We start from the raw sequence: 25,944 nt of genomic DNA on the forward strand, positions 1-25,944 counted from the left end.
GGCGAGAGCGCTCTCCGGGGCCCCGCGCCGCCGGGAGATCGCACCGATCGGCGCCCTCAGGGAACCCCGGAGCCGAATCGGCCGTCAACTCCGTTGACACGGGATCTATTTGACACACAGGCGAAGCACGCAAGAAGAGGTACGAGAGTGACTCAGGGGAGCAGGCCGAACCGGCGGGCAGTGCTGCTGGGCCTGGCGCTGGCCGCGCCAGTCGTGGCGGCGGGCTGCGGCGCAGGCCACGACAAGAAGTCCGCGTCGAGGAGTTCCGCGTCGACGGATCCTGCCCCGTCCGACCCCGGGCGCGACACCACGATCATGATCATCAGGCACGGTGAGAAGCCCGGCTCCGGTGACCCCGGGTTCGACGAAGCCGGAAAGCAGGACAAGAAGTCGCTGACCAAGCGCGGCTGGGAGCGCTCTCACGCGCTGCCCCGGCTCTTCGCCGCCAACGGCGCTAGCGCTCCCGCCGGTTCGGGGTCGGCGCCGCTCCCCCGCCCCGCCACCATCTACGCCGCCGCGGACCAGGGACCGGACGCCGGTGCGCACCGGATGCGGCAGACCGTGACGCCGCTCGCCGAGGCTCTCCACCTTCGAGTCGGCACCGGGTTCGCCGAGGGCAAGGAGAAGGAGCTGGCCGCCGCCGCTCTGGCGGCGACGGCCCCTGTGCTGATCTGCTGGGAGCACTCCAAGATCCCGCCGATCGTCGAAGCACTGGGTGCTTCGCGGGCCGGCGGGGTCCCGGAGGAGTGGCCCGACCGCTTCGACCTGGTGTGGGTCTTCACGCGCCGGGCCGGCACCTGGACGTTCCGGTCGGTACCCCAGCACCTGCTGGCGGGCGACGCCTGAGTCCCTGCCCGCCCGGAACGTCCGTACGGGTCAGCCGATCTGCGCTCCGTACGCCTGGAGCGCTTCCGGTACGGGCTGGAAGAAGGTCTCGCCGCCCGAGCTGCAGTCGCCGCTGCCGCCGGAGGTGAGGCCCAGGGCCGTACCGCCGTCGAAGAGGGAGCCGCCGCTGTCGCCGGGCTCGGCGCAGACGGTGGTGTCGATCAGCCCGTCGACCTGGCCCTCCTGGTACGTCACGGTGGCGTTCAGGCCGGTGACCTGGCCACCCTGGACGCCGGTGGTGGATCCGCTGCGCTGGACCTGTTCGCCGACGGTGGCCTCGGCTGCGCCGCTGATCGGCTGGGAGGAACCGTTGTACAGGTCGACCGCGCTCGGGTGGCCGGTGTCACTGGTGTAGCGGACCAGGGCGTAGTCGTGGCCGGGGAACGTGGAGGCCTCGGTGACCGCGATCTCGGAGCCGCCCTGCTGGTCCGACCAGCTGGAGACCGCGTTGCCGCAGTGCCCGGCGGTCAGGAAGTACGGCTGGCCGCCGACGGTGACGTTGAAGCCGAGCGAGCAGCGGGCGTTGCTGCCCCAGATCGCGTCGCCGCCCGCGATGAGCGGCTGGAAGCGTCCGGCCGTTCTCTTCAGGGTGACCGTGTCGCCGAGTCCTTGGACCACCTTGTTGAGCTGGGCGAGGCGGGCACCGGTGACGGTGCGGTCGGCCTTGACGACCATCGTGTTGCTGACCGGGTCCATCGACCAGGAGGTGCCCGGTATGGAGGCCTTGGCCTTCAACACCTGTCGTGACGCGTTGAGTTGGCTCATGGAGTGCTTGACGGTACGGGCTTCGGCGCCCACCTTGCGGACGCTGTCGGCGGTCGCGGCATCGACCACGTTCACGACGAGCTTCTTGCTCCCGGCGTCGTAGTACGAGCCTGCCGTGCGGCCCGCGAGAGTGGTGTCGATCCGGTGCGCCAGCTGCCCGGCCGATGCGGCGGACTGCGGGGCGGCGGTCGGTGCGGGGGCTGCGTCGGCGCTCTGCATCGTCAGGGTCGCGCCGAGCGCCAGGGCTCCCGCCGCGGCGGTGGCCGCACGTCGGCCTGACATCCATCGCTGCTTCAACTCAGAACCTCCTGTGGGGGGTTGAGCCCGGCCACGAGTGTTCGCCGGGCCCGTCGGGCGAGATGAGCAGGACGCGACGACCGGGATCCCGGCACACACCGGCGTCCATGCCAACTCGCCGCGTCGAGTATCCGTACCCTCACCGGTCCACAGCAAGCAATGAACTCGCCTGATACGTAAGGGAGTTGGGGGCACTTGAGAGTGAGCTGGGGTGGTACGCGAAGGAATGCGAGCCGGTCGTGAAGGAACGGGAGGCGTTCGTAAGAGGGTTGAGTCGGCGCCGACGCGGCGAGGCCGCGGGGGTGGGCCGTGGATGGATCATTCCTGCGACATGTCCCGGTAGCCGGCCAGGATGAAGTCCACGGTGCGGTCGAAGCGTTCGGCGAAGTCGAGGCCGACGCGGGTGGCCGTCACCTCGGCGAGCAGCGGAAAGCGCGCCGGGTCGGGGGCCACATCGTCGAGGTCGGGGGCATCCGCGCGCTCACCCGGGGTGCGGCCGGCCTCGGCGAGGGTATGGCCGACGGTGAACGCGGCGAGGGCGTTGATGACGTCCATCGCCCGGCCCAGCGCGAGCCCTGCCCCGGCCAGGGCGGCGAGCCACTCCTCCAGAAGCTCCAGATCGTCGGCGGAGCTCAGTGGGCGGGTGGCGATGAGCGGCAACACGCCTGGGTGGCAAAGGAGTTCGGCCCGCAGCCCGACAGCGAAGGCGCGGGCCCACTCGGTCCAGTCGCCGACGGGGCCGGCGGACGGCTCATCCACGCCGTCGCGCGGCAGCCCGACGGCGGCTCGGCGCGCCACCCGGCCGACGAGGCCGTCGAGCAACTCCCCCTTGTTTCCCACATGGTGATAGATCGTCATGGCTTCCACGCCGAGCTCGGCGCCCAGCTTGCGCATGGTGAGCGCGGCGATGCCTTCGCGGTCGACGAAGTCCAGCGCCGCATCCAGCACCTTGTCGCGACTGAGCCCCGCCTTGGGCCGCGCCCGGCGATCCGCCACCAGATCCTCCCCATCCATCTCTTGACGATTCTTACGACGTAAGGGCACTCTATCCCCAACACGAAACTTACAACGTAAGAATCAAATCTCAGCCCAACCGCATCGCCCCTACCGGAGGTTCACCATGCTGATCGGGACTTCACTGCGCCGCCTCAATGACGGAGTCGACTACGCGGCCTTCCGCAAGGCCTGGCTGCCGGACGAGGCCTTCCCCGGCGACCCGCGCCGCGTGCTGAGCGCACTCAGCCTCGACGACCCGCAGGAGATCCTGACCTGCGCCCTGATCGACGCCGACCCCGCGGACGTCCCCGTATGGATGGAGCGGATCGCGGCGAGCGAGCAGCGCCGGATGAACCGCCTCGCAGGCCTGGTCGGCCCGTCACTCGGCGGAGGCGTGTTCCAGGTGGTCGGCGACGACGACCTCTCGCAGCTCATCGGGGCTTGAGAGCGCTTCCAGACCCCCTGCCGAGGAGGGCACGAGCCCCTGGCAGGGCCGCCGCGCCATCAGCCGTTTCCGCCCACAGCCCGATGCTCCTGGGGGCTGATGCCGCGAACGCGCTTGAAGGCGGCGCTCAGCGCGAACGCACCGCTGTAGCCGACCTGGCGGGCGATGGCCTCGACGGTGGCGTCCGTCTCGCGCAGGCGGTCGGCGGCCAGGGCCAGGCGCCAGCCGGTCAGGTAGGCCATCGGCGGCTCCCCCACCAGCTCGGTGAAGCGGCGCGCGAATCCCGCTCGTGACACCCCGCACCTCGCGGCGAGCGACGCCACCGTCCAGGGGTGCGCGGGGCTGTTCTGCAGCAGTCGCAGCGCGGGGCCGACCACCGGATCGCCCATCGCCCGGTACCAGGCGGGCGCGTCCGCGCCGGGTCGCGAGAACCACGAGCGCAGCACCGCGATGAGCAGCAGATCGAGCAGCCGGTCCAGGACGACGCTCTGGCCGGGCTCGTCGCGGGAGATCTCGTCGTCGAGCAGCGGCATGAGCGAGCAGTTCCACTCACGCGCGGTCAGCACCACCACCGGCGGCAGCGCGGCGAGCAGCCGCCCGCTGATCTCGCCCTCCATCAGATACGTGCCGACGAGCATGGTGGCCGAACCGTGCAGCGCGTTGCCCCAGGTGCGTACGCCCAGGTCCATGGAGGCCGAGAGCGCTTCCCCGCGCAGGGTGGTGCAAGTCGCCCCGGGGCCGATCCGGGCGAACGGTGCGAGCTCCGGCGAGTGCGTGACGGTGTACGGATCGGGGCCGCGCACGACGACGATGTCGCCGGGGGCGATGCGCACGGCCTCGCCGTGGTCGGGCACGATCCAGGCCTCGCCCGCTGTCATCGACATCAGGGAGATCGGCGCGCGGTCCTCGATCCGTACGGACCACGGAGGTTCCATCACCATGCGCAGCAGGAAGGCGCCTCTGGCCCGCGGGCCGTCGAGCAGTCCTGCGAGTGCGTCCATGGGGCCAGCGTAGAACGCGCCGGGCGGCACGAGGCGTAGACGAACGCGTATGGGGATTGGCCCCTGGCGCATGGAGAGTCCAGGGCGGTCCGACGACGCTGGACGCATGACGAACACGACGCAAAACGCACAGCGGACCAGCGAGTTGGCGCAGCGGACGGTGCTGGTGACCAGCGGGACGGGGAAGACGGGGCACCGGGTGGTCGAGCGGCTGACCGCTCGCGGGGTTCCGGTCCGGTCGGGGTCGCGGTCCGGTGAGGTCCGTTTCGACTGGGCGGACGACTCCACATGGGGCGCCGCACTGTGTGGCGCGCACGCCGCGTATGTGGCCTACTACCCCGACCTCGCGGCGCCGGGCGCGGCGGAGGCGATGCGCCGGTTCGGCCGGCTCGCGGCGGCGAACGGGGTGCGCCGGGTCGTCCTGCTCTCAGGACGGGGCGAGCCGGAGGCGGCCCGCGCCGAGAGCGCTCTCCGCGAGGCGTGCCCGGACCTCACCGTGGTCCGCGCCGCGTTCTTCGCGCAGAACTTCAGCGAGGGCGCGATGGCCGAGGGCGTTCTGGCGGGAACGGTGGCCTTCCCGGCCGGCGACACCGCCGAACCCTGGGTCGACGCCGACGACTTGGCCGACGCCGTGGTCGCCGCCCTCACCGAGGACGGCCACGCCGGGCAGACGTACGAGCTGACGGGCCCGCGCCTGCTCAGCTTCGCGGAGGTCACTGCCGAGCTCTCCCGCGCGACGGGCCGCGAGATCCGCTATGTGCCGGTGTCGGGCGCCGAGTACGCGGAGTCGCTCACCCGGTACGGTCTGCCCGAGCCGGACGCCGAGTGGCTTGCCGGGCTGTTCAGCATGCTGCTCGACGGCCACAACGCGTCCACGACAGACGGTGTGAAGCGCGTTCTGGGCCGCGAGGCCCGCGACTTCGCGGACTTCGCGCGGGACGCGGCGGCGGCGGGCGACTGGCAGGGATGACCCGGCCGGGGTCGGCGAGGTCGGGGCGGACGGGGGTCGGCCCACCCGCCCCGACCTCGCCCGACCCCGACCAGACCGGCGGGGCCGGGCAGACGGCGGCCCCCGACAAGAGGCGCTCTTGTCGGGGGCCGCCGGAAACGCTCAGTCGAACTTCTTCAATCAGAGCAGCTTCTGCGGGGCCTGGAACTGGTCGACCGGCGCGACGTTGCAGGCCGCCTTCGGGCCGCCGAGCAGGTGCCCGCCGATGCCCTCACCCTCCGGCAGCGGCACCAGGCAGCGACCGTCGATGTTGATGAGCGGGGCACCGTAGGTGTTGAGGATGCCGCCCGAGTCACCGGCGATGGCAGTGTTGCCGTTGCGGGTTCCGAAGTCCGTGGCACCGCTGCCACTCGTGGTCGGGCCAGACCCGGCACGGGCGGCACGGATGCTGTCGTGCGCGTTGGTGGTGCTGTTCTCGGCCTCGGGACCGTTGGTGTGCGCCGACGCGGGTGCGGCGACAGCCATCATGGCAGCGGTGGCGAAAGCCGCGCCGGCCAGAACCTTCTTGATCACAGTGGTGCTCCTGGTGTGGAGGTGGACTCAGCGTGAGGAGGCCCGTTCACACATGGTGCCGCCCCACATGGCTACAGAACGGGGGCCGCAGGACGGAAGTTACTCTCTGTTACTCGTTCGGCCCAATAGCCGGGCGCCCGCTGGGAGCAGTCGTTCTCCACGGACGGTGGGGACACGTGGGTGCTCAACCGGGTCATGGAGATGACGAAGGCGGCCGGCTGAGCGGACCTGGCGGACCGGGGTGAGAGCGCTCTCACTCCTTCCGCAGCGCCAGCAGCCGGTACTCCGGGGCCGCCCGCGGCCGGTCCGGGTCCGGCAGGGCGGCCAGGGCTGCGGCCAGTTGCTCGGCGGGCGGGCCGGCCAGGGTGAGCCAGGAGGCGAAACGGCCTCGCCGGACGGCGTCCGCGGCGGCGAGCGGGGTGCGGCCCTGGCCGTGTCCGGTGAAGCGGGCCTTGGCCACCGGAGCCAGGCCGTGCCGGGCGGCGTACGACTCGATCAGGTCGGCCCGGTCGGAGGGGGTGCCGGTGCGGTGCGGGGTAAGCAGGGCGTCGATGTCGGAGCCGACGTCGTGCGCGGCGTCCTTGTCCACGGTGGTGATGAACACCCCGCCCGGCTTCAGTACGCGCGCCGCCTCGGCCACGACGAACTGTGGCGCGATCCGCCGCCCCAGGTGGAGCAGCCACACCGCGGTCACCGCATCCAACACCCCTGAACGGAAAGGGAGTTGGCGCACATCGGCCAGCACGATCCGGGGGCCGACACGACCGGCGGCGATGCTCGCCATGCCGTAGGCGGCATCGGCTCCGTGGACGCGCAGGCCCGGCCGGTTCAGGCGCTGGGTGACCGACCCGGTGCCGCACCCGAGGTCGAGCAGGGTGCGGGCGGTGGCGGGGACGAGTTTGAGGACGGCCTCGGCGGCGGCTTCGGCCCGGGGCACGCCGCCGCGCGTGGCATCGTAGTGGGCCGCCTCGGCATCGTAGTCCAGCATGTGCGTCACAGTACGGGTGCGGTCATCCAGCGCCGTGGCCGGGGGCGATCTCCTCTACGCGGTGGGCGAGTTGGAAGTCCAGGGCGGTGAGTGCGCCGCCCGCGTCGTGGGTGTTCACGGACAGGGCGACCGTGTTGTAGCCGAGGGTGAGGTCGCTGTGGTGGCCGAGTTCCTCCTGGATCTGGGCCACATGGACCACCATGGCCGTCGCGGCGAAGTGGTTGGCGAGACGGAAGCTGCGGGAGATCCGGTCGTGGTCGTCCGACAGCGACCAGCCGGGCAGCTCCCGCAGCCGGTCCTCGATGTCCTTCTGTGACAGCGGCTCAACGGGCATGTCCGGATACTCCTTACGGGGTGGTGACATCGCGGGGTGGAGCGGTGACGCGGAGGCTCCGCATCCGTAGCGTCTCCTCTATGCGTGTACTTGTCACGGGAGGCGCGGGCTTCATCGGCTCGCACATTGTCACAGCACTGGCCGCACACGGCCATGAGCCGCTCGTTCTGGACCGGGCGGTCCGGCCGGGGGACGACGTCCGGGATCCGGACGTCGTCGCCGGGGCGCTGGTCGGGGTGGACTCGGTGTGCCACCAGGCGGCGATGGTGGGACTCGGCACCGGTTTCGCCGACGCGCCCGCCTATGTGAGCTGCAACGACCTCGGCACCGCGGTACTCCTGACGGCGATGGCCGACGCGGGAGTGCGGGAACTGGTCCTCGCGGGGTCGATGGTCGTCTACGGGGAGGGCCGCTACGAGTGCCCCGAGCACGGGGTCGTACGCCCTGGGCCGCGGCCGGTCGAATGGCTCGACGCGGGGCGGTTCGAGCCCCAATGCCCTTGCTGTGAGGCCGAGTTGAGTCCTGGGCTGGTCGCTGAGGACGCGCCGGTCGACCCGCGCAATGTGTACGCCACGACCAAGCTGGCGCAGGAGCACCTGGCCGCCTCCTGGGCCCGGGCGACCGGCGGGCGGGCGGTGTCGCTGCGCTACCACAACGTGTACGGGCCGGGGATGCCCCGGGACACGCCCTATGCGGGGGTGGCCTCGTTCTTCCGCTCGTCGCTGGCACGCGGCGAGGCACCCCGGGTCTTCGAGGACGGCCGCCAGCGCCGGGACTTCGTGCACGTACGGGATGTGGCGGCGGCCAACGTGGTGGCGATGGAAGCGCTCTCAAGCCGCCCGCCCGGCGCGCTCACCGCGTACAACACGGGCAGCGGAACCCCGCACACGGTGGGCGAGATGGCCCGGGCGCTGGCCTCGGCGCACGGGGGTCCCGCTCCGGTGGTGACGGGCGAGTACCGGCTCGGCGACGTACGGCACATCACGGCGGACTCGGCGCGACTGCGCAGCGAGCTGGGGTGGAAGCCGGTGGTCAAGTTCGCGGAGGGGATGGCGGAGTTCGCGGCGGCGGGGTAGGGCAGCCGCCGGTGCCTGGCGCGGCCCAGGACGCGGACGGGGGGCCGGGCTGCTTGCCTGGCCCCCCTTCTCTCCGGCCCCTCCGGCTTTTCTCTCCGGCCCCTCCGGCTTTCGACTGTGGGCCGTCGGTGGCTGGTCGCGAGTTCCCCGCGCCCCTGTAGGGCGCCTACGCCGGCGCCACCGGCAGGGTGAGTTCGAAACGGCAGCCACCGGCCACGTTGCGGACTTCGGCGCGTCCCGAGTGGGCTTCCACGATGCCTCGGACGATGGCGAGGCCGAGGCCCGCGCCGCCGGGCGGGGTGCGCGCCGCGGTGCCGCGCCAGCCGGTGTCGAAGACGCGGGGCAGGTCGTCGTCGGGGATGCCGCCGCAGCCGTCGGTCACGGAGAGCGTGACCGCACCGTCCCGGTCCTCGGCGGCCACCGCGACCGTGCCGTCGGCCGGGGTGTGCCGGATGGCGTTGACCAGGAGGTTGGCGAGGACCCGGGTCATCTCCTTGCCGTCCACCTCGACCGGAACCGCGTCGACGCGCTCGCCGACGAGGCGTACCCCGTGTTCGCGGGCCAGCGGGTCCGCGCCCGCCAGCGCGTCGCCGATCAGGTCGTGGACGGACATGCGGGCGGGGTTGAGGGAGAGCGCTCCCGCGTGGATGCGGGACAGTTCGAAGAGGTCGCCGACCATGGAGTTGAGGCGCTCGACCTCGGTTCTGATCTGGCGGAAGTAGCGGTCGGGATCCTTGGCCATGCCGTCTTCGAGGGCCTCGGCCATCGCGCGGAGCCCGGCGAGCGGGGTGCGCAGGTCGTGCGAGATCCAGGCGACGAGTTCGCGCCGCGAGGTCTCCAGGGCCCGCTCGCGCTCGCGCGACTCGGTCAGTTTCGCGCTGGTCGCCGCCAACTCCCGGCTCAGCGCGGCGAGTTCGGCAGTGGCGGGCCCCGTGGGGGCGTCGAAGCTGCCGCCGTCGCCGAACGAGCGGGCGGCCAGGGCGAGACGGTGACTGCTGGCCACGACCCGGCGGCCGAGCAGCAGCGCGGTGGCCAGCGAGGCGACCGCGGCCATGGCGACGACCACGGTCACCACCGTCAGGTCGTGGGAGTTGAGGAGCATCGCCCAGGCGACGGCGAGCGTGCCGGCCAGCATCGCGATGACGGCGACGGCCGCGACAACGGCCACGGACGCGGTGAGCGAGCGGTGCCGCAGGAGCCGCAGGGCCAGCGCCCCGCCGAGCCCGGCGGCCGCGGCACCGAGGAAGGCGTACAGCGCGATGAGCAGAACGTCACCCATGGTTGCTCCCCTGCCGTACTGCCGCGTCCGGCCCGGCGCCGCTCGGCCCGCCGTCGCTCGGCCCGGACCCATTTGGCCGGGCCTCATATGGCCGGGCGCCGTGTGGCCCGTCCACATGTGACCCGTCCCCATGTGGCTGGCCCCCATATGGCTCAGCACCATGTGCCGGCTCCGCACCATGTGCCACGCCCCCACGACCCGCAGCACCACCCCCCTCGGCCTCCCCCTCAGCCTCCGCCTCGAAGCGGTACCCCACTCCCCACACCGTACGGATCAGCACTGGCTTCGCCGGGTCCGTTTCGATCTTGCCTCGTAGGCGGCGGACGTGGACGGTCACCGTGGACAGGTCGCCGAACTCCCAGCCCCACACCTCGTGCATCAGGCGCTCGCGGGAGATGGCTTCTCCGGGGCGGGCGAGGAGGTAGGCGAGGAGGTCGAACTCCCTCAGCGTCAGGGCCAGTTCGTGGCCGTCCTTCGAGGCGGTGCGGGCGGCCGGGTCGAGGGCGATGCCGGAGCGGGAGATGCGCGGGCCCGGGCGAGCGGGGGCGGTGCGGGCGCGGCGCAGTACGGATTCGACGCGGAGGACGAGTTCGCGCGGGCTGAAGGGCTTCGTCACATAGTCGTCCGCGCCTATCTCCAGGCCGAGGATGCGGTCGTCCTCGTCGCCCCGCGCGGTCAGCATGATCACCGGCACGGGGGCCGTGGCGCGCAGTCGGCGGCACACCTCCAGGCCATCCATGCCGGGCAGCATCAGGTCGAGTACCACCAGGTCAGGACGGTGCTGCGTGGCCGCGCGAAGGGCGGCGGGGCCGTCGGCGGCGAGGTCGACGGCGTGGCCCGCGCGTTCCAGGTAGCCGGTGACGACCTCGGCGACGGTCGGATCGTCGTCGACGACCAGGATGCGGCTCTCGGTGCTGTGCATGGAATCCAGCGTCGCACCGCCCGGGGGCGTCCGTCTGCGCCGGGTGGGCCCCGGGCGGGCGATGTCCGCGTTTCGTAAGAACCTGATATCCGATTTGTCTGGTTTGGATTCGTACGGTGAGGGCGTGACTGAATCTCCCTCCGCATCACCTTCCGCGCCCCGGACCCCGTCCCCGTCCGCATCTCCTGCCGGACCGGGCGCGGTGACCGTGGACGTCGTGCTGCCCTGCCTCGACGAGGCCGAGGCGCTGCCCTGGGTGCTGGCCCGGATCCCGGACGGCTGGCGGGCCGTCGTCGTCGACAACGGCTCGTCGGACGGCTCACCCGAGGTGGCGCGCTCGCTGGGCGCGACCGTCGTGCACGAGCCCCGCCGGGGTTTCGGCGCGGCCTGCCACGCCGGGCTGCTCGCGGCCGAGGCCGAGTACGTCTGCTTCTGCGACTGCGACGCCTCCCTCGATCCGGCCGAGCTCGTCCCCTATGTACGGGAGGTGGCGTCCGGCGCCGCCGACCTGGTGCTCGGCCGGCGGCGGCCGCAGGGGTTCGGCGCCTGGCCGCTGCACGCGCGGGCCGGGAACCTGGCGCTCGCGCGGATGCTGCGGCGCCGCACCGGGCTGCGCCTGCACGACCTGGGGCCGCTGCGGGCCGCGCGCCGCGAGGCCCTGCTCGGGCTCGGCCTCACCGACCGGCGCAGCGGCTACCCGCTCCAGATGGTGGTGCGGGCGGCGGACGCGGGGTGGCGGGTGGCCGAACATGAGGTTCCGTACCTGCCGCGCGCCGGGAAGTCCAAGGTCACCGGGACGTGGCGGGGCACCTGGCAGGCGGTGCACGACATGCGCAAGGTGCTGGCCGAGCCGCCCGTGGCGGCGTGTACGTCGGCGGTCGCCCGATGACCGGGGCGGCGGGCGGGCCGGTGTCGGGCACGACGCTGATCGTCCTCGCGAAGGCGCCCGTGCCCGGCCGGGTCAAGACGCGGCTCACCCCGCCGTACACCCCCCAGGAGGCGGCCCGGATCGCCGAGGCGTCGCTGGCCGACACCCTCGACGCGGTGCTCGCCACCCCCGTACGCAGAAGGCTTCTGGTGCTCGACGGCGAGCCGGGGCCATGGCTTCCGCCCGGCATCGAGGTGGTGCCGCAGTGTACGGGCGGCCTGGACGAGCGGATCGCGGCTGCGTTCGCAGCGTGCACCGGGCCCGCGCTGCTGATCGGCATGGACACCCCGCAGGTGAGCCCGGCGCTGCTCGCCCCCGCGCTCGCGGACCCCCGGCCAGGCGATGCGTGGTTCGGCGCAGCCGAGGACGGCGGGTTCTGGGCCCTCGGCCTGACCGAGCCCGACCCGTCGCTGCTGCGCGGGGTGCCGATGTCGGTCGCCGAGACCGGACGCGTCCAGCGACAGCGGCTGTACGACGCCGGGCTCACGGTGCGTGAGCTGGCTCGGCTACGGGATGTGGACACCGCCCGGGACGCCCGGCTGGTCGCGGCCGAGGCCCCGCACGGCCGCTTCGCCCGATCCCTGACGGGCGCAACGCCGACCGGACCCCTGTCGACCCAGCCCCCGGCGACCGACTCCCTCACCGCCGGGCCCCGCACATGGTGAGAGCGCTCTCCGCCACCGCCCCGGCCGCCTGGCACGCCGACCCCTACACCGATGCGCTGCGGTCCGGGCGCGGCCCGCTGTTCCTGCGCCGGCCCGACGGCTGGCTGCTGCCGCTGGAGGTCGAACGCTGGTGTGCTGAGCCGGACTTGGCGGACCGTACGGTGCTGCGCCGGTGCGGGGGCGCGGTCCTGGACATCGGCTGCGGGCCCGGCCGCCTGGTGGCAGCCCTCGCCGCCGAGGGGGTCGCCGCGCTCGGCGTCGACGTGAGCCCCGAAGCGGTCCGCCGCACTCGCGACTGGGGCGGCAGCGCGCTGTGCCGCTCGGTCTTCGACCGGCTGCCGGGCGAGGGGCGCTGGGACACCGCGCTGCTCGTCGACGGGAATGTCGGGATCGGCGGTGACCCGGCGGCGCTGCTCGCCCGGGTGGCCCAACTCGTCGTCCCCGGCGGCCTGTTGCTGGCCGAGACCGCCCCGTACGAGATCGATGAGCGGATGCGGGTCCGGGTCGCCGATGCGAGCGGTGCGGCGGGTGGTGACTTCCCCTGGGCGCGGCTCGGCACGAACGCGCTGCTGTCCTGTGCCCGCCCGCTCGGCTGGCGCCCGGCCGGGCGTTGGACCGCGGCGGGGCGCCCGTTCGTGGCCCTTCGCCGCGGCAGGGGTGCGCGCCTGTGACCGCGAAGGGCGGCGACGTACGAAAGGGCGGGGTGGGGAGTGCCCCCCCGCCCCGCCCTTCACGTGTTCAGGTCAGCTCACGTTGACCGCGGTGTCGTCGACGACGAACGACGTGGCCAGGCTGCTGTCCTCCACACCGTTGAACTTGAGGGTCACCGTCTGCCCCGCGAACGAGGAGAGGTCGAAGGACTTCTGCGCGAAGCCGGTGTTCTTGTCGAGGTTGGAGTAGCTCGCCAGGGTGGTCGAACCGGCCGTCACCGTCAGCTTGTCGTAGGCGGTGGAACCGGTCGTCTCCTTGGTGTCGATGTGCAGGTAGTAGGTGAGGGTGGCGTGGCAGCCGGCCGGGATGCTCACCGCCTGGGACAGCGAGTCGGTGTGGCTGAAGCCGTAGCCGTCGAGCCAGGCCTTCCACGAGCCGGAGTGCGCGGCCTCGCCGCTGGAGTTGTCGATGACGCCCGCCGTCGCCGACCAGGGTGCGGCGCTGCCGGTCTCGAAGCCGGGGTTGCCGAGCAGCTGGGTCGCGGTGCAGCCGCCGCCCGCGGTGGTGACGTTCCAGGTGAAGGACGTCGAGCCGCTGGCGTTGGTGGTGTCCTTGGCGGTGACCGTCACGTTGGAGGATCCGGCGGTGGTCGGGGTGCCGGAGATCAGACCGGTCGAGGCGTTGATGGACAGGCCCGCGGGGAGACCGGTGGCGCTGTAGGTCAGCGTCTGGCCACTGGCGGAGTCGGTCGCCTGGATCTGGAGCGAGGCCGCGGTGTTGACCTGCGTCGACTGGTTGCCGGGGTTGGTCACCGAGACGGTGTTGCCGGTGCTGGTGCCGCCGGTGAAGGCCGCGGTGCCGTTCGGGGTGCCGAGGCCGGTCGGGCCGTCGTAGCCTGCACCGGCGGTACACAGGTAGCTCGGGCTGCAGCTGCCGTTGGCGCCCGAGGTGACGTCGTTCAGCGAACCGGTGTGGGCGTACGGGTAGGACGCCGGGTTGGTGTTCGCGGCCGGGGTGCCGGCGAGGGCGTACACGCTGGCGATGATCGGCGAGGAGGCGCTGGTACCGCCGTACACGTTCCAGCCGGTCGCCTGGTAGCTGTCGTAGACCGCGAGGCCGGTGGCGGGGTCGGCGACCGCGGAGACGTCGGCGACGGTGCGCTTGGCGCAGCCGGTGTCGTGCTGCCAGGACGGCTTCGGGTCGTAGGCGGAGCAGCCGGAACCGGCGCCCTGGCCGCCGGAGCTGGTGCCCCAGACCGACTCGGACCAGCCGCGGGCGTTGCTCGCGCGGCTGAGCGAGGTGCCTCCTACGGAGGTCACGTACTGGGAGGCCGCCGGGTACTCGACGCCGTAGCCGCTGTCACCGGAGGAGACGGTGATGGCGACGCCCGGGTGGTTGAAGTAGGAGGCGTCGGAGGTCGGGTCGGTGGAGTCCTCGCTGCCGCCGTAGCTGTTGGAGACGTACTTGGCGCCCATGGTGACCGCGCGGTTCACCGCGGCGCCCAGGTCGTCCATGCTCGCGGTGTTGGCCTCGACGAGCAGGATGTGGCACTGCGGGCAGACGGCGCTGACCATGTCGACGTCGAGGGAGATCTCGCCGGCCCAACCCGAGTCCGCGGTCGGGTAGTTGGTGCCGCCGTTCTGGTCGACCTTCTTGAAGCTCGTCCTGCGCGTCGACGATCGCCACCGTCGCACCGGCACCCGCGCTCGACGACAGGGCGTAGGCGCTCTGCAGGTCGGTGGGTCCGTACCCGGAGGGGGCGGCGTTCGGGGATATGCCGAGGTGGTGCTGCACATCGGTGCGGGCCAGGGCCAGGCAGGACATCACGCCGGCCTTGGCGGGCTGGGCGCACAGCCGCTGCACGTTGGCGGGCTGGGCACTGTCGGCCTGCGTGGCGGCGCTTACGGACGGGGCCACGGCGATGAGTCCACCGGTGACCAGGGCCGCCGCGGACAGCGCGGCGGTGGCGGCTCGGCGGGTGAATCCGGGGAGGCCGAAGGGTCTCTTCGAGTACAAGGAACTGCCCTCCATGGGGGGTCGGTTCGCCGGATCGGGGCGAGCGGAGGTGCGGGGATGGAGCTGGGTGAGCGGCAGGGCGGATCCGGCGCGTGCGGCAAGACGCGTGCGGACGTTCGGCGGTATCCGTGCGGGGCGATCGGCAGTACGTGTGTGGCGCCTGTGCTGCGTGTGCGATCGGCGGTACGTGTGCGGCACGTTCGGCAGTACGTGTGTGCACATGATCAGCGGGTGCGGCCTTGCCTGATCAGTGCATGACAGTGGCACCTCGCGAAAATTGCCACCCGCTCAAGTGGTGGCAGGGATGAAGGTAGCGACGGCCGACGGGGTCGACAACAGCCTTTGGCAAGCCCCAGGCAAAGCCTTGCCCTCGAAAAGGGATGGATCTCCGGCCGCGCCCGCCGGGGAATCCCCAAAGGATCACAGGGCTGCTCAGAGCCGGGTGTACGTGTATACGGTGGCGGGCAGCTGAGCCGAGGAGGACGCACATGAAGTCGGACGGGGATGCGCATGGAGCCGGATGAGGGGTCGGTCAGCGACCTCGTCGAGCTGGGCCTCTCCCGCTACGAGGCACGGGTCTATCTCGCCCTCGTCAGGCGCGACTCCTACACCGCGGCGCAGGTGGCGCGCGAGGCCGAGGTGCCTCGGCAGCGCATCTACGACGTCCTCGACGGCCTGGTCCGCGCCCAACTCGCGGTGGCTCACCGGGGGCGCGTCGCCACGTTCACGGCCGTCGCCCCGGAGCTCGCCGTCACCCGTCTGATGAACCGTCAGAGGGAGTCCCTGGAAAGGCTGGAGAAGCTGTCGACGGATCTCACCTCGCTCCTTCTCCCGCTGTGGGCGGACGGCCGGGCGCACACCGATCCGCTGGACTACATCGAGGTGCTGCGCGACCAGCGGCAGATCGCCGAGCGCTTCGCGGACATCCAGGAGCAGGCCGACTCCGAGCTCCTCACGTTCTGCATGCCCCCGTTCGTGGCCCCGGCCGCCAACACGTCCGGGATCAAGGCGACGCGGCGGCTGAGGCGGGCCAAGGGCACGGTGCGGGCGGTGTACACGCACGACGCGCTGGCCGACGCGGAGGTCCTGGAGAACGTGCGGCGGTTCGCGGAGGCCGGCGAGGAGGCCCGCTTCACCCAGCGCCTGCCGCTCAAACTGGTCATCGCGGACGCCTCGTTGGTGCTGTGCGACATGCCGGACCCGGTGGCGGGGACGGGTTCCACGACCGCCCTGTACATCGAGCACCCGGCGCTGGCGGCCTGCCTGCGCCTCGCCTTCCAGAGCGTGTGGGAGACGGCGGAGCCGATGCGGGCGGCGGGCGGCGCGGACTGACCGAGGGCCCCGATCCCGTATCAGCCCTCCGGATCGTCCGGCCCGCCCGCCCTCTTCCGGGCCCAGCGCCCCGCGCCGAGCAGTACCGCGAGCACGGCCACCACCGCGAGGGAGATCAGCAGGCCGCGTACGTAATCCAGTGGCAGCACCGAGGAGTTGGCCGTCGGGAGGGGGCGCAGCAGCACCGGGAGGGCGACCAGGGTGAGGCAGCCCGCGGTCAGCAGGGCGCCACGGACCAGGCCGCGGTTCTTCAGGCCGCCGAGCATGAATCCCAGGCCGAGGACCAGCGGCGCGATCACCCCGTCGTGCAGGACGACGCCCCCGGCCAGCCAGATCAGCACGTCCCAGTGTGTGGTCTGGTCCCAGACCAGCAGTCCGCCGAACACCATCAGCGCGAGCCCCGCCGCGCCCACCACCGTCCGCATCACAGCACCTCCAGCCGGGTGACCCACTTGGTCTGCAGCACGCCGGGGCGGTTCGGCGCGATGATGCGGGCGGGGTAGCCGTGGTCGGGCGTCAGGGTCTGCCCGTTGAGTCCGAGGGCGAGCAGGGTGAGCGGGTCGTGGGCGTACTCGCGGCCCATCTCCATCACCCGGTACGAGCCGTACTTCTCCAGGGAGGTCACCCGCACCCGTGCGTCCGGTGGTGCGCCGGCCCGGCGCAGCAGCTCGGTCATGCGCACGCCGCTCCAGTGCGCCGACTTGCTCCAGCCTTCGACGCAGGCGATGGGCAGCACGGATTCGTGCTGGGTGAGCGCGGACAGTTCGGCGAGGGTGAGGGTGTACGGGCGGGGGCCGTCCACCGTCAACAGGTAGGCGGAGGCGTCGACTCGGCCGACTCCGGCGGTGGCGGCGGTCCGGTTGACCGGGAGGCCCTGCGGCCCGTGGTCGGGGTGGCGCGGAGCGAGTACGTCGAAGGTCTTGAGCGGGGTGAAGGACTGGCCGACGGTGGTCAGGGTGACCGCGCCGACGGCGGCCGTCACGCCGGTCAGGAAGGAGCGCCGGTCGGGGCCGTCGGCCGCGGGAAGCGCCAGCGTGCCGGACGACTTGCGGCTCCAATGCGCTTTGATTTCGGGGTACTTGACGGCGACGTGGAGCAGCAGGGCCCCGGCGAGCAGCCACGCCACCGCGAAGTGCACCGGCACGAAGCTGAACGGCCACGGGTACCACTGCACCGTGTTCAGGAGCCCCGTGAGCAGTTCGAAGACGGCGCCCGCGACGAGGACCGCGACCGAGAGCCGCTCCAGCGCATGGCGTACGGAACGCAGCGGCGGCCATGCGAACAGCCTCGGGTACACCGTCCAGAGCTTGGCGAGCAGCAGGGGGATCGCGGCGATGCCGGACGCCACGTGCAGGCCCTGGGTGAGCCGATACCCCCAGCTGGGCCTGCTGGGCAAGTAGTCCGCCAGCCATCCGGGCGGGTGCTGGAGGTAGTGGCTGACGAGTCCGGTGCCGAAGCAGATCGCGATCGCGACACCCAGCCAGCGGCCGATCGAGGTCGCCGTGCGCGCGTCGTGCAGTCGGCCCTTGAAGACGGGCGGTCGCACTGCGGGAAGTCGTGGCGTCATGCCTCCATCCCACCCCGACGGGACCCGGTTCGGGACGCCTGGACACCTTACGGTTCGCGAACGCCGCCATCCGGAGCGGGAATGTGATGACGCAATCAATACCGTGACAGGAACACGGGAATGTGGTTAGGATCTTTGGGCAGCATCGCGTGTCGGTCACCGGCCGGGTGAGACATGGAGGTGTCTGTGAGATGCCTGATGGAGGCATTCCACCGTGTCAGTACAGTTGAATCACACCATCATCGCTTCCCGCGACAATCGAGTGTCCGCCGAATTCCTGGGCGACATGCTCGGCCTTGAGGTCGGCAAGGAATGGGGGCCTTTCATCCCCGTCACGACCAGCAACGGAGTCACTCTCGACTTCGCCACGGTTCCCGAAGGCACCGATATACCCTCGCAGCATTACGCGTTCCTCGTGTCCGAGGAGGAATTCGATGCCGCATTCCAGAAGATCACGGATCTGAAGCTTCCGTTCTTCGCGGATCCGCACCGGCAGCACCCGAACGAGATCAATCACAACGACGGCGGCCGCGGGGTCTATTTCCCCGATCCGTCAGGTCACTGGCTGGAACTCCTGACCGTGCCCTACGGCGGCTGGCAGTAATCCGGTAGCCGAGCCATCCGCCCCCGCGCGCCCGGCAGAACCTTACGGTTCGCGGACGGCGGGGGCGGCCTGCCGTCCGGAGCGGTTCGGAGGTGCGAGGCTCGCGGGGTGACCCATGGACGTACCGCATGCACCGCAGCCCTGCTCGCCGCGCTCACCGTCGTGCTCGCCCTCACCGTCCGCCGCGACGGCTACGCCACCGACCCGGGCGGGCTCTCCTGGTGGTACGCGGCGGCCTGGCTGGTGTTCGCCGCGGCCGCCTGGTCGCTGCGCAAGGTGCCGGTCCGCCACCAGGCCGCCCTGATCGTCGCGGGCGGGATCGCGGTGGCCGCGACCGGCCTCCTCGCTCCCCCGCGCACCAGCACGGACGCCTACCGCTACGCCTGGGACGGCCGGGTGCAGGCGGCCGGGATCTCCCCGTACGACCACGCTCCGGCCGACCGCGAGCTCGCCGGGCTGCGCGACCGCTGGCTGTTCCCGACGGACCCGGCGCAGTGCGCGCTGCCGGACCACGCCCCGGTGGACGGCGGCTGCACGCTCCTCAACAGGCCGTCCGTGCACACGATTTACCCGCCCGTCGCCGAGGCGTACTACCTGCTGATGGACGAGATCACGCCGGGCTCCGCCCGCCTCAAGCCGCTGCAGATCGGCGGCGCCCTGTTCGCGGTGGGCACCACGCTCGGGCTGTTGCGGATCGTCCGGCGGCGCGGCCCGGACGGGACGGCCGCGCCGGTGCCGGCCGTCGCGTACTGGGCGTGGTGTCCGGCCGTGCCCGTGGAGGCGGTCAACAACGCCCACGTCGACGGCCTGGCCGTGCTGTTGACGGTCGCGGGGCTCGGCACGCTGACGGGCCGTCCCGCGATCGGGCGGCTGCGGGCCGCGGCGGGCGGGGCGCTGATCGGCGCCGGTGTCGCGGTGAAGCTGCTGCCCGCCGTGGTTCTGCCCGCGGTCCTGCGGCGGCGGCCGGTCACCGTAATCCTGTCGACGGTCGGCGGGATCGCGCTCTCCTATCTCCCGTACGCGCTCGCCTCCCACTCCTCGGTGTTCGGCTATCTCGGCGGCTACACGGAGGAGGAGGGGTACGACGATCCGTCCGCGCGGGGCCGGTTCGCGCTGCTCCGCCTGGCGCTGCCCGACAGCTGGTCCCTACCGGTCACACTCGCCGTCCTGCTCGCGGTGACCGCGTACGTGCTGCGGCGCACAAACCCCGAACGCCCCTGGTCCGGCGCCCTGTTGCTGCTCGGCTGGTCCTTCCTGCTGCTCACGCCGGGCTACTCCTGGTACGCGCTGCTCCTGGTCGCCCTCGTGGCCCTGGACGGGCGGTGGGAGTGGCTCACCGTCGCCGCCGCGGGCGCGGCCGCGTATGTGACGGCTCCGGCCGCGCCGGACTTCCCCGTACCGACGACGGCGTACGGGGTCGCGGCGGGCGCGGTCCTCGCGGGCTGGGCGCTGAGGCGCCGCGGCAAGGGGGTGGATGCGGGACACCCGGAGGCGTTGTCACAGGCGCGGGTTAATGTCTGAGCTATGACAACTGCCGCACTCGAAACGGGAGTAGGGGCGATGCTCCGCGGCTGGCGCGAGCAGCGCCGGATCAGCCAGCTGGAGCTCGCGCTGCGCGCCGACTCGTCGGCCCGGCACATCAGCTTCATCGAGACCGGCAGGTCCCGCCCGAGCGAGGAGATGATCCTGCGCCTCGCCGAGCACCTGGACGTGCCGGTCCGCGAGCGCAACGCGCTTCTCCTGGCGGCCGGTTACGCCCCGCACTACGCGCAGACCCCGCTCGACGACCCGTCGATGAGCTCCCTGCGCGAGGGAATGGAGCGGCTGCTCCAGGCCTACGATCCGTACCCGGCGCTGATGGTCGACGCGACGTACACGGTGCTCGCCGCGAACCGGGGCATGGAGATGCTGCTCGAAGGCGTGGCCGGGCACCTGCTGGCGCCGCCGGTGAACGCGATGCGCCTGACCCTCCACCCCGAGGGCCTCGCCCCGCGCATCCGCAACCTGCCGCAGTGGCGCGGCCACCTCCTCGAACAGATGGAGCGGCAGATCGCGCTGCTGCGCAGCGACACCTTGCGCGAGCTGTACGAGGAGGTCGCCGCCCACCCCGTCCCGGCCTGCCGGGAGGAGCCGGGCGATGCGGGGGCCGGCCCGGTGTTTCCCTTCGCGCTGCCGCTGCGCATCGAGCACGCGGGGACAGTCCTTTCCTTCATATCGACCATCGCCACGTTCAACACGCCGATGGACGTCACCGTCTCCGAGCTGGCCATCGAGACGTTCCTGCCGGCCGACCCGGAGACGGCGAAGTACCTTCAGTCGCTCATGCCGTAGCCGGTACGCGGTCGAGGAATCCGGCCACGGTACGGATGCGGCCGTCCTCAGCGAGGGCGATCACGTCGAATCCGGCGACCGGGGCCGAGCCGTCGGCGACCGACACCAGCTCCCACCCGAAGCGGGCGACGTCGTGATGGCCGTCGACCGCGCCGAGCAGCCGGAACTCGAACCCCGGGAACTGGGCGTGTGCCCCGGCGATCACGGCGGCCACCCCGTCGTGGCCGGCGACCTCGGCGAGGGGGTCGGTGTAGGACCCGTCCTCGGTCCACGCCGCGGCGACGGCCTTGGCGATATCCTCGGCCGAACCGGCGTTCCAGGCCTCGAAGTAGCGGGCGACGGCGGTCTCGTAGCGGTTCTCGGACATGGGAATCAGCCTCCGTGACGTACGTGATGCCTGGTCAGAAACCCGGGACCCGGCCGGAGTGCGCCGCCCGGGTCCCGATGTCCCCAACTCTGCCGGGGGACGGCGAGGGGGTCGATTACCGCACAGGTAATGGAGAGGTGACGGGGTGGACGACAACTCGGCCGCAGGTGGTCCGGTCGGCGCGGGAGGGATGGTCTGGTACGCCTCGTACGGCTCCAACATGCATCTCGACCGGCTCGCCCACTACGTCGAAGGCGGGCGGCCGCCGGGCGCGGCCCGGGCGTACCCGGGATGCCGGGACCGTCGGCCGCCCGCCGCGTCCGTCCCGGTGGAGCTGCGCGGGGCGCTCTACTTCGCGACCCGGTCGCCGGTCTGGCAGGGCGGCCGGGCCTTCTACGATCCCGATGCGGACGGCGTCGTGCTGGCCCGCGCCCACCTGGTCTCGGCGGGTCAGTTCGCCGACATCGTGGCGCAGGAGATGTACCGGGAACCCGGCGCGGACCTCGACCTCGGCGAGGTGCTGGGCACGGGACGGGCGGTGCTGGGCGACGGGCGGTACGAAACCCTCGTCTGTACGGGCCGGCTCGACGGCCGGCCCGTGCTCACGTTCACCGCCCCCTGGCGCATGGCCGAGGTCGCCTGCACAGCCCCCTCGGCCGCCTACCTCCGGCACCTGGCCATGGGGCTGCTGGAAGCGGGTACTTGGGACAAGGACGTGGTCACCGCCTATTTGGCGGACTGCCCGGGCACGTCGGGCCTGTGGACCGCGCGAGCCGTCGCGGAACTCCTCGCGGAGCGACACCGTCCACGGGAGCGGACTGAAAACGTCCGCAACAACCGGCTCCCGCCCACCTGTTGAGCGGGTCGGGCCAGTTCTTGGCCGCCCGCCTCACCTCCGTACTCTTACGCAGGCGGCAAGGAAAAGGGACCGCGTTGCGAGGAGGACGGGAATGACGATGACTCTGCGGGTGGAGGCGACGGCGACGTCGGGCGGGCTCGTGCTGCGGCCCTGGCTTGCGGACGACGCCGAGGCTGTCATCGAGGCGTACCGCGACCCCGAGATAGCCCGCTGGACAACCACTGCGATGGAGACCCCTAAGGACGCCCTGCGATGGCTCGAAAGGCAGTGGGAGGGCCGGGAGACCGGGAAGCGGCTCAGCTTCGCGGTCTGCGAGGCCCAACTCGACGGCAGGTACGGCAAGTTGCTGTGCAACATCTCCCTCAAGTGGAACGAAGAGGGCCGTGAAGTCGGCGAGGTCGGCTACTGGACCATGGCCCACGCCCGTGGCCAGGGCGTGGCCCCGCGCGCCCTGGAAGCGCTCTCGGGGTGGGCCTTCGACGCCTTCGCCGGTGACGGGCTGCGCCGCCTCGAACTGCTCCACCAGGTCGACAACCTGGCCTCGTGCCGCGTCGCGGAGAAGACCGGCTACCGCCTGGACCGGATCCTCCCCGCCCACCCGCCCTACCCCAGGGACGGCCACGTCCACGTACGCGACGCGGGCTGACCCGCATACGGGCTTGCCCTTGCGCGGCCGTTCCCCCGTACGGCCCCCGATCTGGGCGCGAGGCGGGCTCCGGGTGCCAAGATCTCCGCGTATTGGTGGGTTCGGCATTCCTGGAGTCCCATGTCCGGCTGGTCTCGCTCCCGTATCGGCTGCTGTCTCACGGCGCTCGCCGCCGCGCTCTCACTCGGGTTCGCCGTCCCGCGGGCCGCGCCCGGCGACCCCCGACCCGGCCCGTACTGGGTGAACCCGGTGAGCTCGGCCGCCACGCAGGCCGCCGAGTGGCGCCGGGCCGGGCGCACCGCGGACGCCGCGCTCATCGAGCGCATCTCGCTGCGGCCGCAGGCGGAATGGCCGCCGCCCGAGGGGGTCGAGCAGTCGGTGCGGGGCGTCACGAGTGCGGCCGCGCTCGCCGGACGGGTCCCGGTCCTCGTCGCGTACAACATCCCCCACCGCGACTGCGACGGCGACTCGCAGGGCGGTGCCGACAGCGCGGCCGGCTACCGGCTGTGGATCGACGCGTTCGCGCGCGGCATCGGCGAGCGCCCGGCCTTGGTGATCGTCGAGCCGGACGCGGTCGCGCAGCTGGTGGACGGCTGCGAGTCCGCCCCCTCCAAGGAGCGGATCGCTCTCCTCGCGTACGCCGTAGGGCAGTTGAAGCGGGGACCGGCGACGAAGGTGTATCTGGACGCCGGGCACTCCGACTGGATCACCGACCTGTCGACCCTGGCGGACCAGCTGGTCCGGGCGGGCGTGGGCAAGGCGGACGGGTTCTCGCTCAACGTCTCCGCGTTCCAGACGAACGCGTCCAGCGCCGCGTACGGGCACCGGCTCTCGGCGGCGCTCGGCGGCAAGCACTTCGTCCTCGACACCAGCCGCAACGGCAACGGCCCGTACGCGGGCAGCGACTCCTGGTGCAACCCGCCCGGCCGGGCCCTCGGCACCCCGCCCACGGCGACCACGGGCGATCCGCTGATCGACGCCTACCTGTGGATCAAGCGCCCCGGCGAATCGGACGGCGACTGCCGGGGCGGGCCGAGCGCGGGGCAGTGGTGGCCGGAGTACGCGTTGGAGCTGGCGCGGAGGGCGGGTGCGTGAGCGGTGGGCGCCCGAGAGAATCCGGGCGCCCACCTCACGGTTCAGCTCCTCTGGCGCTCCTCCTTCGGGCGCTCCTCCCGCCTCTCTGTCGTCTTCATTCCCTTCTTGGGCGTACCGGTCCCGACGGGCCGGACGCGGGCGGCCTCGGCTCGGATCATGGCGTTGAGCGCCGCGAACGGGTCGATGGGCATGGTTGAACCACCTTGCTGCGTAGGTGAGTTGACTGACCGATCCGGTTCCGTACGGAACGGTCAGCAGCGCAGCACCACACAGCGAACGCCCGTCGCGGCAGCGGGCCGACGGGCGTTGTCGTACGCGGCGGAGGGCGGCGACACGGATTCCGGTCGCGGCGCCTCGGCCACCGGCGGGCGGACCGGCCGCGCGGGCCGGAACGGCTGCACGGGAAGTACCGCTTCGGCCGCGTCCTGGACGCCCTCGCTCGACGGCTCGGGGGCGACCGACACCGCGGCCGCGTCCACCGTCCGCTCCTCGCACGCCTGCACTCCAGGCGTTGCCCCGAACAGCGCGCAGAGCACCGACAGCACCACGAGGACGCGGCGCAGGGCGGCGAGGGAGGCGGACGGCACGAGGACCACTCTGCCCAGCTATGCCCGTTACGTGCAGGAACCCCGGGCAGATCCGCTCTACCGGGTGACTCCTCTTGACATATCGACCTGAACTGGCACATCGAGCCGGGTCTGGCGCCGGGCACCACTGACCCGCCCTCGCGCTCGATCCTCGGGGATCGGCGGGGGCGGAGTCGTGGTCGCGACCGTGCGGGACCCAGCTCTCGGGATCTAGCTCTGCGGAGGGGGGTCCTGCGGCTTGTCGGAGCCCAGCTGCTCGTTGATCTTCTGCTGAGCCATGTCGACCTGGCTCTGGTACTTGTTGCCGGTCTTGGCGTCGAAGGCGTCGCCGGCCTTTTCGACTCCCTGCCGCGCGGTGTCCTCGTGCCCCTTGAGCAGGCCCTTCAGCTTGTCGAGCATCGACATATCTGCCTCCTTGCGGATGCTGGCACACCCAGCATCCGCGCATTCGCCCGGATTCGCACCCCCAGGCGCAGGCCGCCCGGGGGCGGGTGGGGGCGTTAGCGGCACAGAGCCGTGTCCACGGCCGCCTCCACGCGCCGCTCGGCCGCCTCGTCCGACGGCTCGGTGGTCACCGCGACGTAGGCGCCCCGGCCGTCGTCGGTGGCGCCGCCCCGGGTCTCGTACCCCGGGATGTCGCCGCCGTGGCCCCAGTACGCGCCGCCGCACGACAGCGGCCGGCTCACGATCCCCAGCCCGTAGCGGTCACCGTGGCCGAGCGCTTCGGCCGGGACAGTGGTACGCATCTGGGCGAGCTGGGCAGCGGGGAGGAGACCGCCCCCGAGAAGGGCGGTGTAGAACCGGTCGAGGTCGGAGTTGGTGGAGATCATCTGGCCTGCCGCCCAGCCCCAGGAGGGGTCCATCTCGGTGAAGTCGCGCAGCGGCGCGCCCGCCGAGTCTCTGCGGTAGCCCTTGGGGTGGGCCTCGCGGATGGTCATGTCACCGACGGCGGGGAAGTAGGTGTGGCGCAGCCCGACGCGGTCGACGACGCGGTGGGTGATCTCCTCGGCGAGCGGCCGGCCGGTGACCTTCTGGACGATCAGGCCTGCGAACAGGTAATTCGTGTTGCTGTACGCCCATTTCGTGCCCGGCGGGAAGTCGGCCTTGTGCTTCAGGGCGCGGTCGAGCAGCTCGCGGGGTTCGAAGTACTGGTACCGGACGGCGTCGACGTCCAGGCCGTCGGTGTAGTTGGGGAGTCCGCTGGTGTGCTGGAGGAGCTGGCGGACGGTGATGTGGCGCCCGTCGATGCCTTCGCCCCGTACGAGTCCGGGGAGGTAGGTCTCGACCGACGCGTCGAGGCCGATCTTCCCCTCCCCGACCAGTTGCAGCACGACCACCGCGGTGAACGTCTTGGTGTTGCTGCCGATCCGCACCTGCCCGTCCTTGGGCACCTTCGAACCGGTGGCCAGGTCACCGACCCCCGCGGTGTAGTTGCGGACGTGGCCGTCACGGTCCTTGACGCCGGCCAGTGCGGCGGGCATGCCGTCGTTCCGCACCAGTGCGTCGAGACTCTGCTGTACGGAGTCCGGCTTGGCGGCCGCGGACGCCGAGGGCGGTGTCAGCGCCCCCATCGCCACCACCGCGGCGGCCACGGCCACTGAGGCCGACAAGAACCTGCGCCGACCGGACCGCCGCCCCTCGGACGAACCGCACCCCTGCCATGTCTGCTCGCGCACGAAGCAACTCCCTTGGAATCATTGGGAAACCAGCGAAATCTTCCGGGCCCAACGTTTCCGGATACGGCCGCCCGAGGTGATCAGGCTGCCCACCCGATTTCGGGTGGGGA

At 72.0% G+C, this 25,944-nt stretch carries 28 protein-coding genes and 2 pseudogenes; 14 read left to right on the plus strand and 16 right to left on the minus strand.

The annotated features are described in order from the left end of the window. Positions 1 to 147: 147 nt before the first annotated feature. The gene (locus ADK54_RS28990; protein ID WP_107090645.1) at positions 148 to 846 is read left to right on the plus strand and encodes a hypothetical protein; all 699 of its coding nucleotides are present in this window, start codon (positions 148 to 150) and stop codon (positions 844 to 846) included. A 30-nt stretch (positions 847 to 876) separates the two neighbouring features. Here the strand turns inward: ADK54_RS28990 and ADK54_RS28995 are convergent, their stop codons facing one another. Continuing rightward, on the minus strand, positions 877 to 1,932 hold the full coding sequence (locus ADK54_RS28995; protein ID WP_053728698.1) for a S1 family peptidase: 1,056 nt from the start codon (positions 1,930 to 1,932) through the stop codon (positions 877 to 879). A 333-nt stretch (positions 1,933 to 2,265) separates the two neighbouring features. Beyond that, complete coding sequence (locus ADK54_RS29000; RefSeq protein ID WP_053728699.1) at positions 2,266 to 2,961, minus strand: TetR/AcrR family transcriptional regulator C-terminal domain-containing protein; 696 nt, start codon at positions 2,959 to 2,961, stop codon at positions 2,266 to 2,268. 106 nt (positions 2,962 to 3,067) lie between these two features. Here ADK54_RS29000 and ADK54_RS29005 point away from each other — a divergent pair, with 106 nt between their 5' ends. Continuing rightward, on the plus strand, positions 3,068 to 3,388 hold the full coding sequence (locus tag ADK54_RS29005; protein ID WP_053728700.1) for a hypothetical protein: 321 nt from the start codon (positions 3,068 to 3,070) through the stop codon (positions 3,386 to 3,388). Positions 3,389 to 3,447: 59 nt separating this feature from the next. Here ADK54_RS29005 and ADK54_RS29010 read toward each other — a convergent pair whose 3' ends face one another. Beyond that, positions 3,448 to 4,389 carry an AraC family transcriptional regulator gene (locus tag ADK54_RS29010; RefSeq protein ID WP_053728768.1) on the minus strand — a complete coding sequence of 314 codons (942 nt, stop codon included), beginning with the start codon at positions 4,387 to 4,389 and terminating at the stop codon, positions 3,448 to 3,450. A 106-nt stretch (positions 4,390 to 4,495) separates the two neighbouring features. Between ADK54_RS29010 and ADK54_RS29015 the strand changes: the two genes are divergently transcribed. Then, a complete protein-coding gene (locus ADK54_RS29015; protein ID WP_053728701.1) occupies positions 4,496 to 5,359 on the plus strand; it encodes an NmrA family transcriptional regulator in 864 nt (287 codons plus the stop codon). 159 nt (positions 5,360 to 5,518) lie between these two features. Here ADK54_RS29015 and ADK54_RS29020 read toward each other — a convergent pair whose 3' ends face one another. The 3 genes from ADK54_RS29020 to ADK54_RS29030 all read right to left on the minus strand — a co-directional run bounded on the left by ADK54_RS29020 (position 5,519) and on the right by ADK54_RS29030 (position 7,233). Beyond that, positions 5,519 to 5,911 carry a hypothetical protein gene (locus ADK54_RS29020; RefSeq protein ID WP_053728702.1) on the minus strand — a complete coding sequence of 131 codons (393 nt, stop codon included), beginning with the start codon at positions 5,909 to 5,911 and terminating at the stop codon, positions 5,519 to 5,521. 253 nt (positions 5,912 to 6,164) lie between these two features. Beyond that, on the minus strand, positions 6,165 to 6,899 hold the full coding sequence (locus ADK54_RS29025) for a class I SAM-dependent methyltransferase (RefSeq protein ID WP_053728703.1): 735 nt from the start codon (positions 6,897 to 6,899) through the stop codon (positions 6,165 to 6,167). A gap of 22 nt (positions 6,900 to 6,921) precedes the next feature. After that, a complete protein-coding gene (locus ADK54_RS29030) occupies positions 6,922 to 7,233 on the minus strand; it encodes a 4a-hydroxytetrahydrobiopterin dehydratase (RefSeq protein WP_053728704.1) in 312 nt (103 codons plus the stop codon). An 80-nt stretch (positions 7,234 to 7,313) separates the two neighbouring features. Here ADK54_RS29030 and ADK54_RS29035 point away from each other — a divergent pair, with 80 nt between their 5' ends. After that, positions 7,314 to 8,309 (plus strand): NAD-dependent epimerase/dehydratase family protein, encoded by a 996-nt coding sequence (locus ADK54_RS29035; RefSeq protein ID WP_053728705.1) that lies wholly within the window; start codon positions 7,314 to 7,316, stop codon positions 8,307 to 8,309. A gap of 166 nt (positions 8,310 to 8,475) precedes the next feature. On the opposite strand, the gene ADK54_RS29040 is transcribed toward ADK54_RS29035, so the two are convergent. Both ADK54_RS29040 and ADK54_RS29045 read right to left on the minus strand, forming a co-directional pair. After that, positions 8,476 to 9,588 carry a sensor histidine kinase gene (locus tag ADK54_RS29040; RefSeq protein ID WP_053728706.1) on the minus strand — a complete coding sequence of 371 codons (1,113 nt, stop codon included), beginning with the start codon at positions 9,586 to 9,588 and terminating at the stop codon, positions 8,476 to 8,478. Between the two features lie 238 nt (positions 9,589 to 9,826). Next, a pseudogene (locus tag ADK54_RS29045) lies at positions 9,827 to 10,510 on the minus strand (response regulator transcription factor); the annotation flags it as partial. A gap of 208 nt (positions 10,511 to 10,718) precedes the next feature. Here ADK54_RS29045 and ADK54_RS29050 point away from each other — a divergent pair. The 3 genes from ADK54_RS29050 to ADK54_RS29060 are packed head-to-tail and all read left to right on the plus strand — an operon-like array spanning position 10,719 to position 12,774. Beyond that, positions 10,719 to 11,399 carry a glycosyltransferase family 2 protein gene (locus ADK54_RS29050; protein ID WP_053728769.1) on the plus strand — a complete coding sequence of 227 codons (681 nt, stop codon included), beginning with the start codon at positions 10,719 to 10,721 and terminating at the stop codon, positions 11,397 to 11,399. Continuing rightward, the gene (locus tag ADK54_RS29055; protein ID WP_078966728.1) at positions 11,396 to 12,103 is read left to right on the plus strand and encodes a TIGR04282 family arsenosugar biosynthesis glycosyltransferase; all 708 of its coding nucleotides are present in this window, start codon (positions 11,396 to 11,398) and stop codon (positions 12,101 to 12,103) included. Before ADK54_RS29050 ends, ADK54_RS29055 begins: the two co-directional genes overlap by 4 nt. Beyond that, positions 12,097 to 12,774: a class I SAM-dependent methyltransferase gene (locus tag ADK54_RS29060; protein ID WP_053728708.1), complete on the plus strand. Its 678-nt coding sequence runs from the start codon at positions 12,097 to 12,099 to the stop codon at positions 12,772 to 12,774. Before ADK54_RS29055 ends, ADK54_RS29060 begins: the two co-directional genes overlap by 7 nt. Before the next feature lie 72 nt (positions 12,775 to 12,846). Here the strand turns inward: ADK54_RS29060 and ADK54_RS29065 are convergent. Continuing rightward, positions 12,847 to 14,785: pseudogene (locus tag ADK54_RS29065) on the minus strand (putative Ig domain-containing protein). A gap of 495 nt (positions 14,786 to 15,280) precedes the next feature. Between ADK54_RS29065 and ADK54_RS29070 the strand changes: the two are divergent. Then, positions 15,281 to 16,102 carry a TrmB family transcriptional regulator gene (locus tag ADK54_RS29070; RefSeq protein WP_053728770.1) on the plus strand — a complete coding sequence of 274 codons (822 nt, stop codon included), beginning with the start codon at positions 15,281 to 15,283 and terminating at the stop codon, positions 16,100 to 16,102. Between the two features lie 20 nt (positions 16,103 to 16,122). On the opposite strand, the gene ADK54_RS29075 is transcribed toward ADK54_RS29070, so the two are convergent. Beyond that, entirely contained in the window at positions 16,123 to 16,527 is a 405-nt protein-coding gene (locus ADK54_RS29075; RefSeq protein WP_053728709.1) for a hypothetical protein, read from the minus strand. Then, complete coding sequence (locus ADK54_RS29080; RefSeq protein ID WP_053728710.1) at positions 16,527 to 17,669, minus strand: molybdopterin-dependent oxidoreductase; 1,143 nt, start codon at positions 17,667 to 17,669, stop codon at positions 16,527 to 16,529. The genes ADK54_RS29075 and ADK54_RS29080 overlap by 1 nt, the downstream gene beginning before the upstream one ends. A 214-nt stretch (positions 17,670 to 17,883) precedes the next feature. Between ADK54_RS29080 and ADK54_RS29085 the strand changes: the two genes are divergently transcribed. The 3 genes from ADK54_RS29085 (at position 17,884) to ADK54_RS29095 (ending at position 20,604) form a co-directional block, all read left to right on the plus strand. Beyond that, positions 17,884 to 18,273 (plus strand): VOC family protein, encoded by a 390-nt coding sequence (locus tag ADK54_RS29085; protein WP_053728711.1) that lies wholly within the window; start codon positions 17,884 to 17,886, stop codon positions 18,271 to 18,273. Between the two features lie 108 nt (positions 18,274 to 18,381). Next, positions 18,382 to 19,794: a glycosyltransferase family 87 protein gene (locus tag ADK54_RS29090; RefSeq protein ID WP_053728712.1), complete on the plus strand. Its 1,413-nt coding sequence runs from the start codon at positions 18,382 to 18,384 to the stop codon at positions 19,792 to 19,794. Between the two features lie 3 nt (positions 19,795 to 19,797). Then, positions 19,798 to 20,604, plus strand: coding sequence for a helix-turn-helix domain-containing protein (locus ADK54_RS29095; protein ID WP_053728713.1), 807 nt, complete (start codon positions 19,798 to 19,800; stop codon positions 20,602 to 20,604). Here the strand turns inward: ADK54_RS29095 and ADK54_RS29100 are convergent. Continuing rightward, on the minus strand, positions 20,594 to 20,971 hold the full coding sequence (locus ADK54_RS29100; protein ID WP_053728714.1) for a nuclear transport factor 2 family protein: 378 nt from the start codon (positions 20,969 to 20,971) through the stop codon (positions 20,594 to 20,596). The genes ADK54_RS29095 and ADK54_RS29100 overlap by 11 nt on opposite strands. Before the next feature lie 190 nt (positions 20,972 to 21,161). Between ADK54_RS29100 and ADK54_RS29105 the strand changes: the two genes are divergently transcribed. From ADK54_RS29105 to ADK54_RS29115, 3 genes are all read left to right on the plus strand, one after another. Continuing rightward, a complete protein-coding gene (locus tag ADK54_RS29105; protein WP_053728771.1) occupies positions 21,162 to 21,830 on the plus strand; it encodes a hypothetical protein in 669 nt (222 codons plus the stop codon). Between the two features lie 91 nt (positions 21,831 to 21,921). Next, positions 21,922 to 22,476, plus strand: coding sequence for a GNAT family N-acetyltransferase (locus ADK54_RS29110; protein ID WP_053728715.1), 555 nt, complete (start codon positions 21,922 to 21,924; stop codon positions 22,474 to 22,476). Between the two features lie 120 nt (positions 22,477 to 22,596). After that, on the plus strand, positions 22,597 to 23,571 hold the full coding sequence (locus ADK54_RS29115; protein ID WP_078966723.1) for a glycoside hydrolase family 6 protein: 975 nt from the start codon (positions 22,597 to 22,599) through the stop codon (positions 23,569 to 23,571). 41 nt (positions 23,572 to 23,612) lie between these two features. Here ADK54_RS29115 and ADK54_RS46290 read toward each other — a convergent pair whose 3' ends face one another. The 4 genes from ADK54_RS46290 to ADK54_RS29130 all read right to left on the minus strand — a co-directional run bounded on the left by ADK54_RS46290 (position 23,613) and on the right by ADK54_RS29130 (position 25,834). Beyond that, complete coding sequence (locus ADK54_RS46290) at positions 23,613 to 23,762, minus strand: hypothetical protein (RefSeq protein WP_159047927.1); 150 nt, start codon at positions 23,760 to 23,762, stop codon at positions 23,613 to 23,615. Positions 23,763 to 23,822: 60 nt separating this feature from the next. Further along, the gene (locus ADK54_RS29120) at positions 23,823 to 24,158 is read right to left on the minus strand and encodes a hypothetical protein (protein WP_159047928.1); all 336 of its coding nucleotides are present in this window, start codon (positions 24,156 to 24,158) and stop codon (positions 23,823 to 23,825) included. Positions 24,159 to 24,368: 210 nt separating this feature from the next. After that, positions 24,369 to 24,563 (minus strand): antitoxin, encoded by a 195-nt coding sequence (locus tag ADK54_RS29125; RefSeq protein ID WP_053728717.1) that lies wholly within the window; start codon positions 24,561 to 24,563, stop codon positions 24,369 to 24,371. A gap of 95 nt (positions 24,564 to 24,658) precedes the next feature. After that, positions 24,659 to 25,834 carry a serine hydrolase domain-containing protein gene (locus ADK54_RS29130; RefSeq protein WP_420717422.1) on the minus strand — a complete coding sequence of 392 codons (1,176 nt, stop codon included), beginning with the start codon at positions 25,832 to 25,834 and terminating at the stop codon, positions 24,659 to 24,661. Positions 25,835 to 25,944 lie beyond the last annotated feature (110 nt).

It is taken from the genome of Streptomyces sp. WM6378 (assembly GCF_001279695.1).
Lineage (GTDB): Bacteria > Actinomycetota > Actinomycetes > Streptomycetales > Streptomycetaceae > Streptomyces.

Excerpts from the sequence above, each read along its gene's own strand:
- ADK54_RS28995 (WP_053728698.1), bottom strand. The coding sequence starts at position 1,932 with ATGTCAGGCCGACGTGCGGCCACCGCCGCGGCGGGAGCCCTGGCGCTC.
- ADK54_RS29000 (WP_053728699.1), bottom strand. The coding sequence starts at position 2,961 with ATGGATGGGGAGGATCTGGTGGCGGATCGCCGGGCGCGGCCCAAGGCG.
- ADK54_RS29005 (WP_053728700.1), top strand. The coding sequence starts at position 3,068 with ATGCTGATCGGGACTTCACTGCGCCGCCTCAATGACGGAGTCGACTAC.
- ADK54_RS29010 (WP_053728768.1), bottom strand. The coding sequence starts at position 4,389 with ATGGACGCACTCGCAGGACTGCTCGACGGCCCGCGGGCCAGAGGCGCC.
- ADK54_RS29015 (WP_053728701.1), top strand. The coding sequence starts at position 4,496 with ATGACGAACACGACGCAAAACGCACAGCGGACCAGCGAGTTGGCGCAG.
- ADK54_RS29025 (WP_053728703.1), bottom strand. The coding sequence starts at position 6,899 with ATGCTGGACTACGATGCCGAGGCGGCCCACTACGATGCCACGCGCGGC.
- ADK54_RS29030 (WP_053728704.1), bottom strand. The coding sequence starts at position 7,233 with ATGCCCGTTGAGCCGCTGTCACAGAAGGACATCGAGGACCGGCTGCGG.
- ADK54_RS29035 (WP_053728705.1), top strand. The coding sequence starts at position 7,314 with ATGCGTGTACTTGTCACGGGAGGCGCGGGCTTCATCGGCTCGCACATT.
- ADK54_RS29040 (WP_053728706.1), bottom strand. The coding sequence starts at position 9,588 with ATGGGTGACGTTCTGCTCATCGCGCTGTACGCCTTCCTCGGTGCCGCG.
- ADK54_RS29055 (WP_078966728.1), top strand. The coding sequence starts at position 11,396 with ATGACCGGGGCGGCGGGCGGGCCGGTGTCGGGCACGACGCTGATCGTC.
- ADK54_RS29060 (WP_053728708.1), top strand. The coding sequence starts at position 12,097 with ATGGTGAGAGCGCTCTCCGCCACCGCCCCGGCCGCCTGGCACGCCGAC.
- ADK54_RS29070 (WP_053728770.1), top strand. The coding sequence starts at position 15,281 with ATGGAGCCGGATGAGGGGTCGGTCAGCGACCTCGTCGAGCTGGGCCTC.
- ADK54_RS29075 (WP_053728709.1), bottom strand. The coding sequence starts at position 16,527 with ATGCGGACGGTGGTGGGCGCGGCGGGGCTCGCGCTGATGGTGTTCGGC.
- ADK54_RS29080 (WP_053728710.1), bottom strand. The coding sequence starts at position 17,669 with ATGACGCCACGACTTCCCGCAGTGCGACCGCCCGTCTTCAAGGGCCGA.
- ADK54_RS29095 (WP_053728713.1), top strand. The coding sequence starts at position 19,798 with ATGACAACTGCCGCACTCGAAACGGGAGTAGGGGCGATGCTCCGCGGC.
- ADK54_RS29100 (WP_053728714.1), bottom strand. The coding sequence starts at position 20,971 with ATGTCCGAGAACCGCTACGAGACCGCCGTCGCCCGCTACTTCGAGGCC.
- ADK54_RS29105 (WP_053728771.1), top strand. The coding sequence starts at position 21,162 with ATGGTCTGGTACGCCTCGTACGGCTCCAACATGCATCTCGACCGGCTC.
- ADK54_RS29110 (WP_053728715.1), top strand. The coding sequence starts at position 21,922 with ATGACGATGACTCTGCGGGTGGAGGCGACGGCGACGTCGGGCGGGCTC.
- ADK54_RS29115 (WP_078966723.1), top strand. The coding sequence starts at position 22,597 with ATGTCCGGCTGGTCTCGCTCCCGTATCGGCTGCTGTCTCACGGCGCTC.
- ADK54_RS46290 (WP_159047927.1), bottom strand. The coding sequence starts at position 23,762 with ATGCCCATCGACCCGTTCGCGGCGCTCAACGCCATGATCCGAGCCGAG.
- ADK54_RS29125 (WP_053728717.1), bottom strand. The coding sequence starts at position 24,563 with ATGTCGATGCTCGACAAGCTGAAGGGCCTGCTCAAGGGGCACGAGGAC.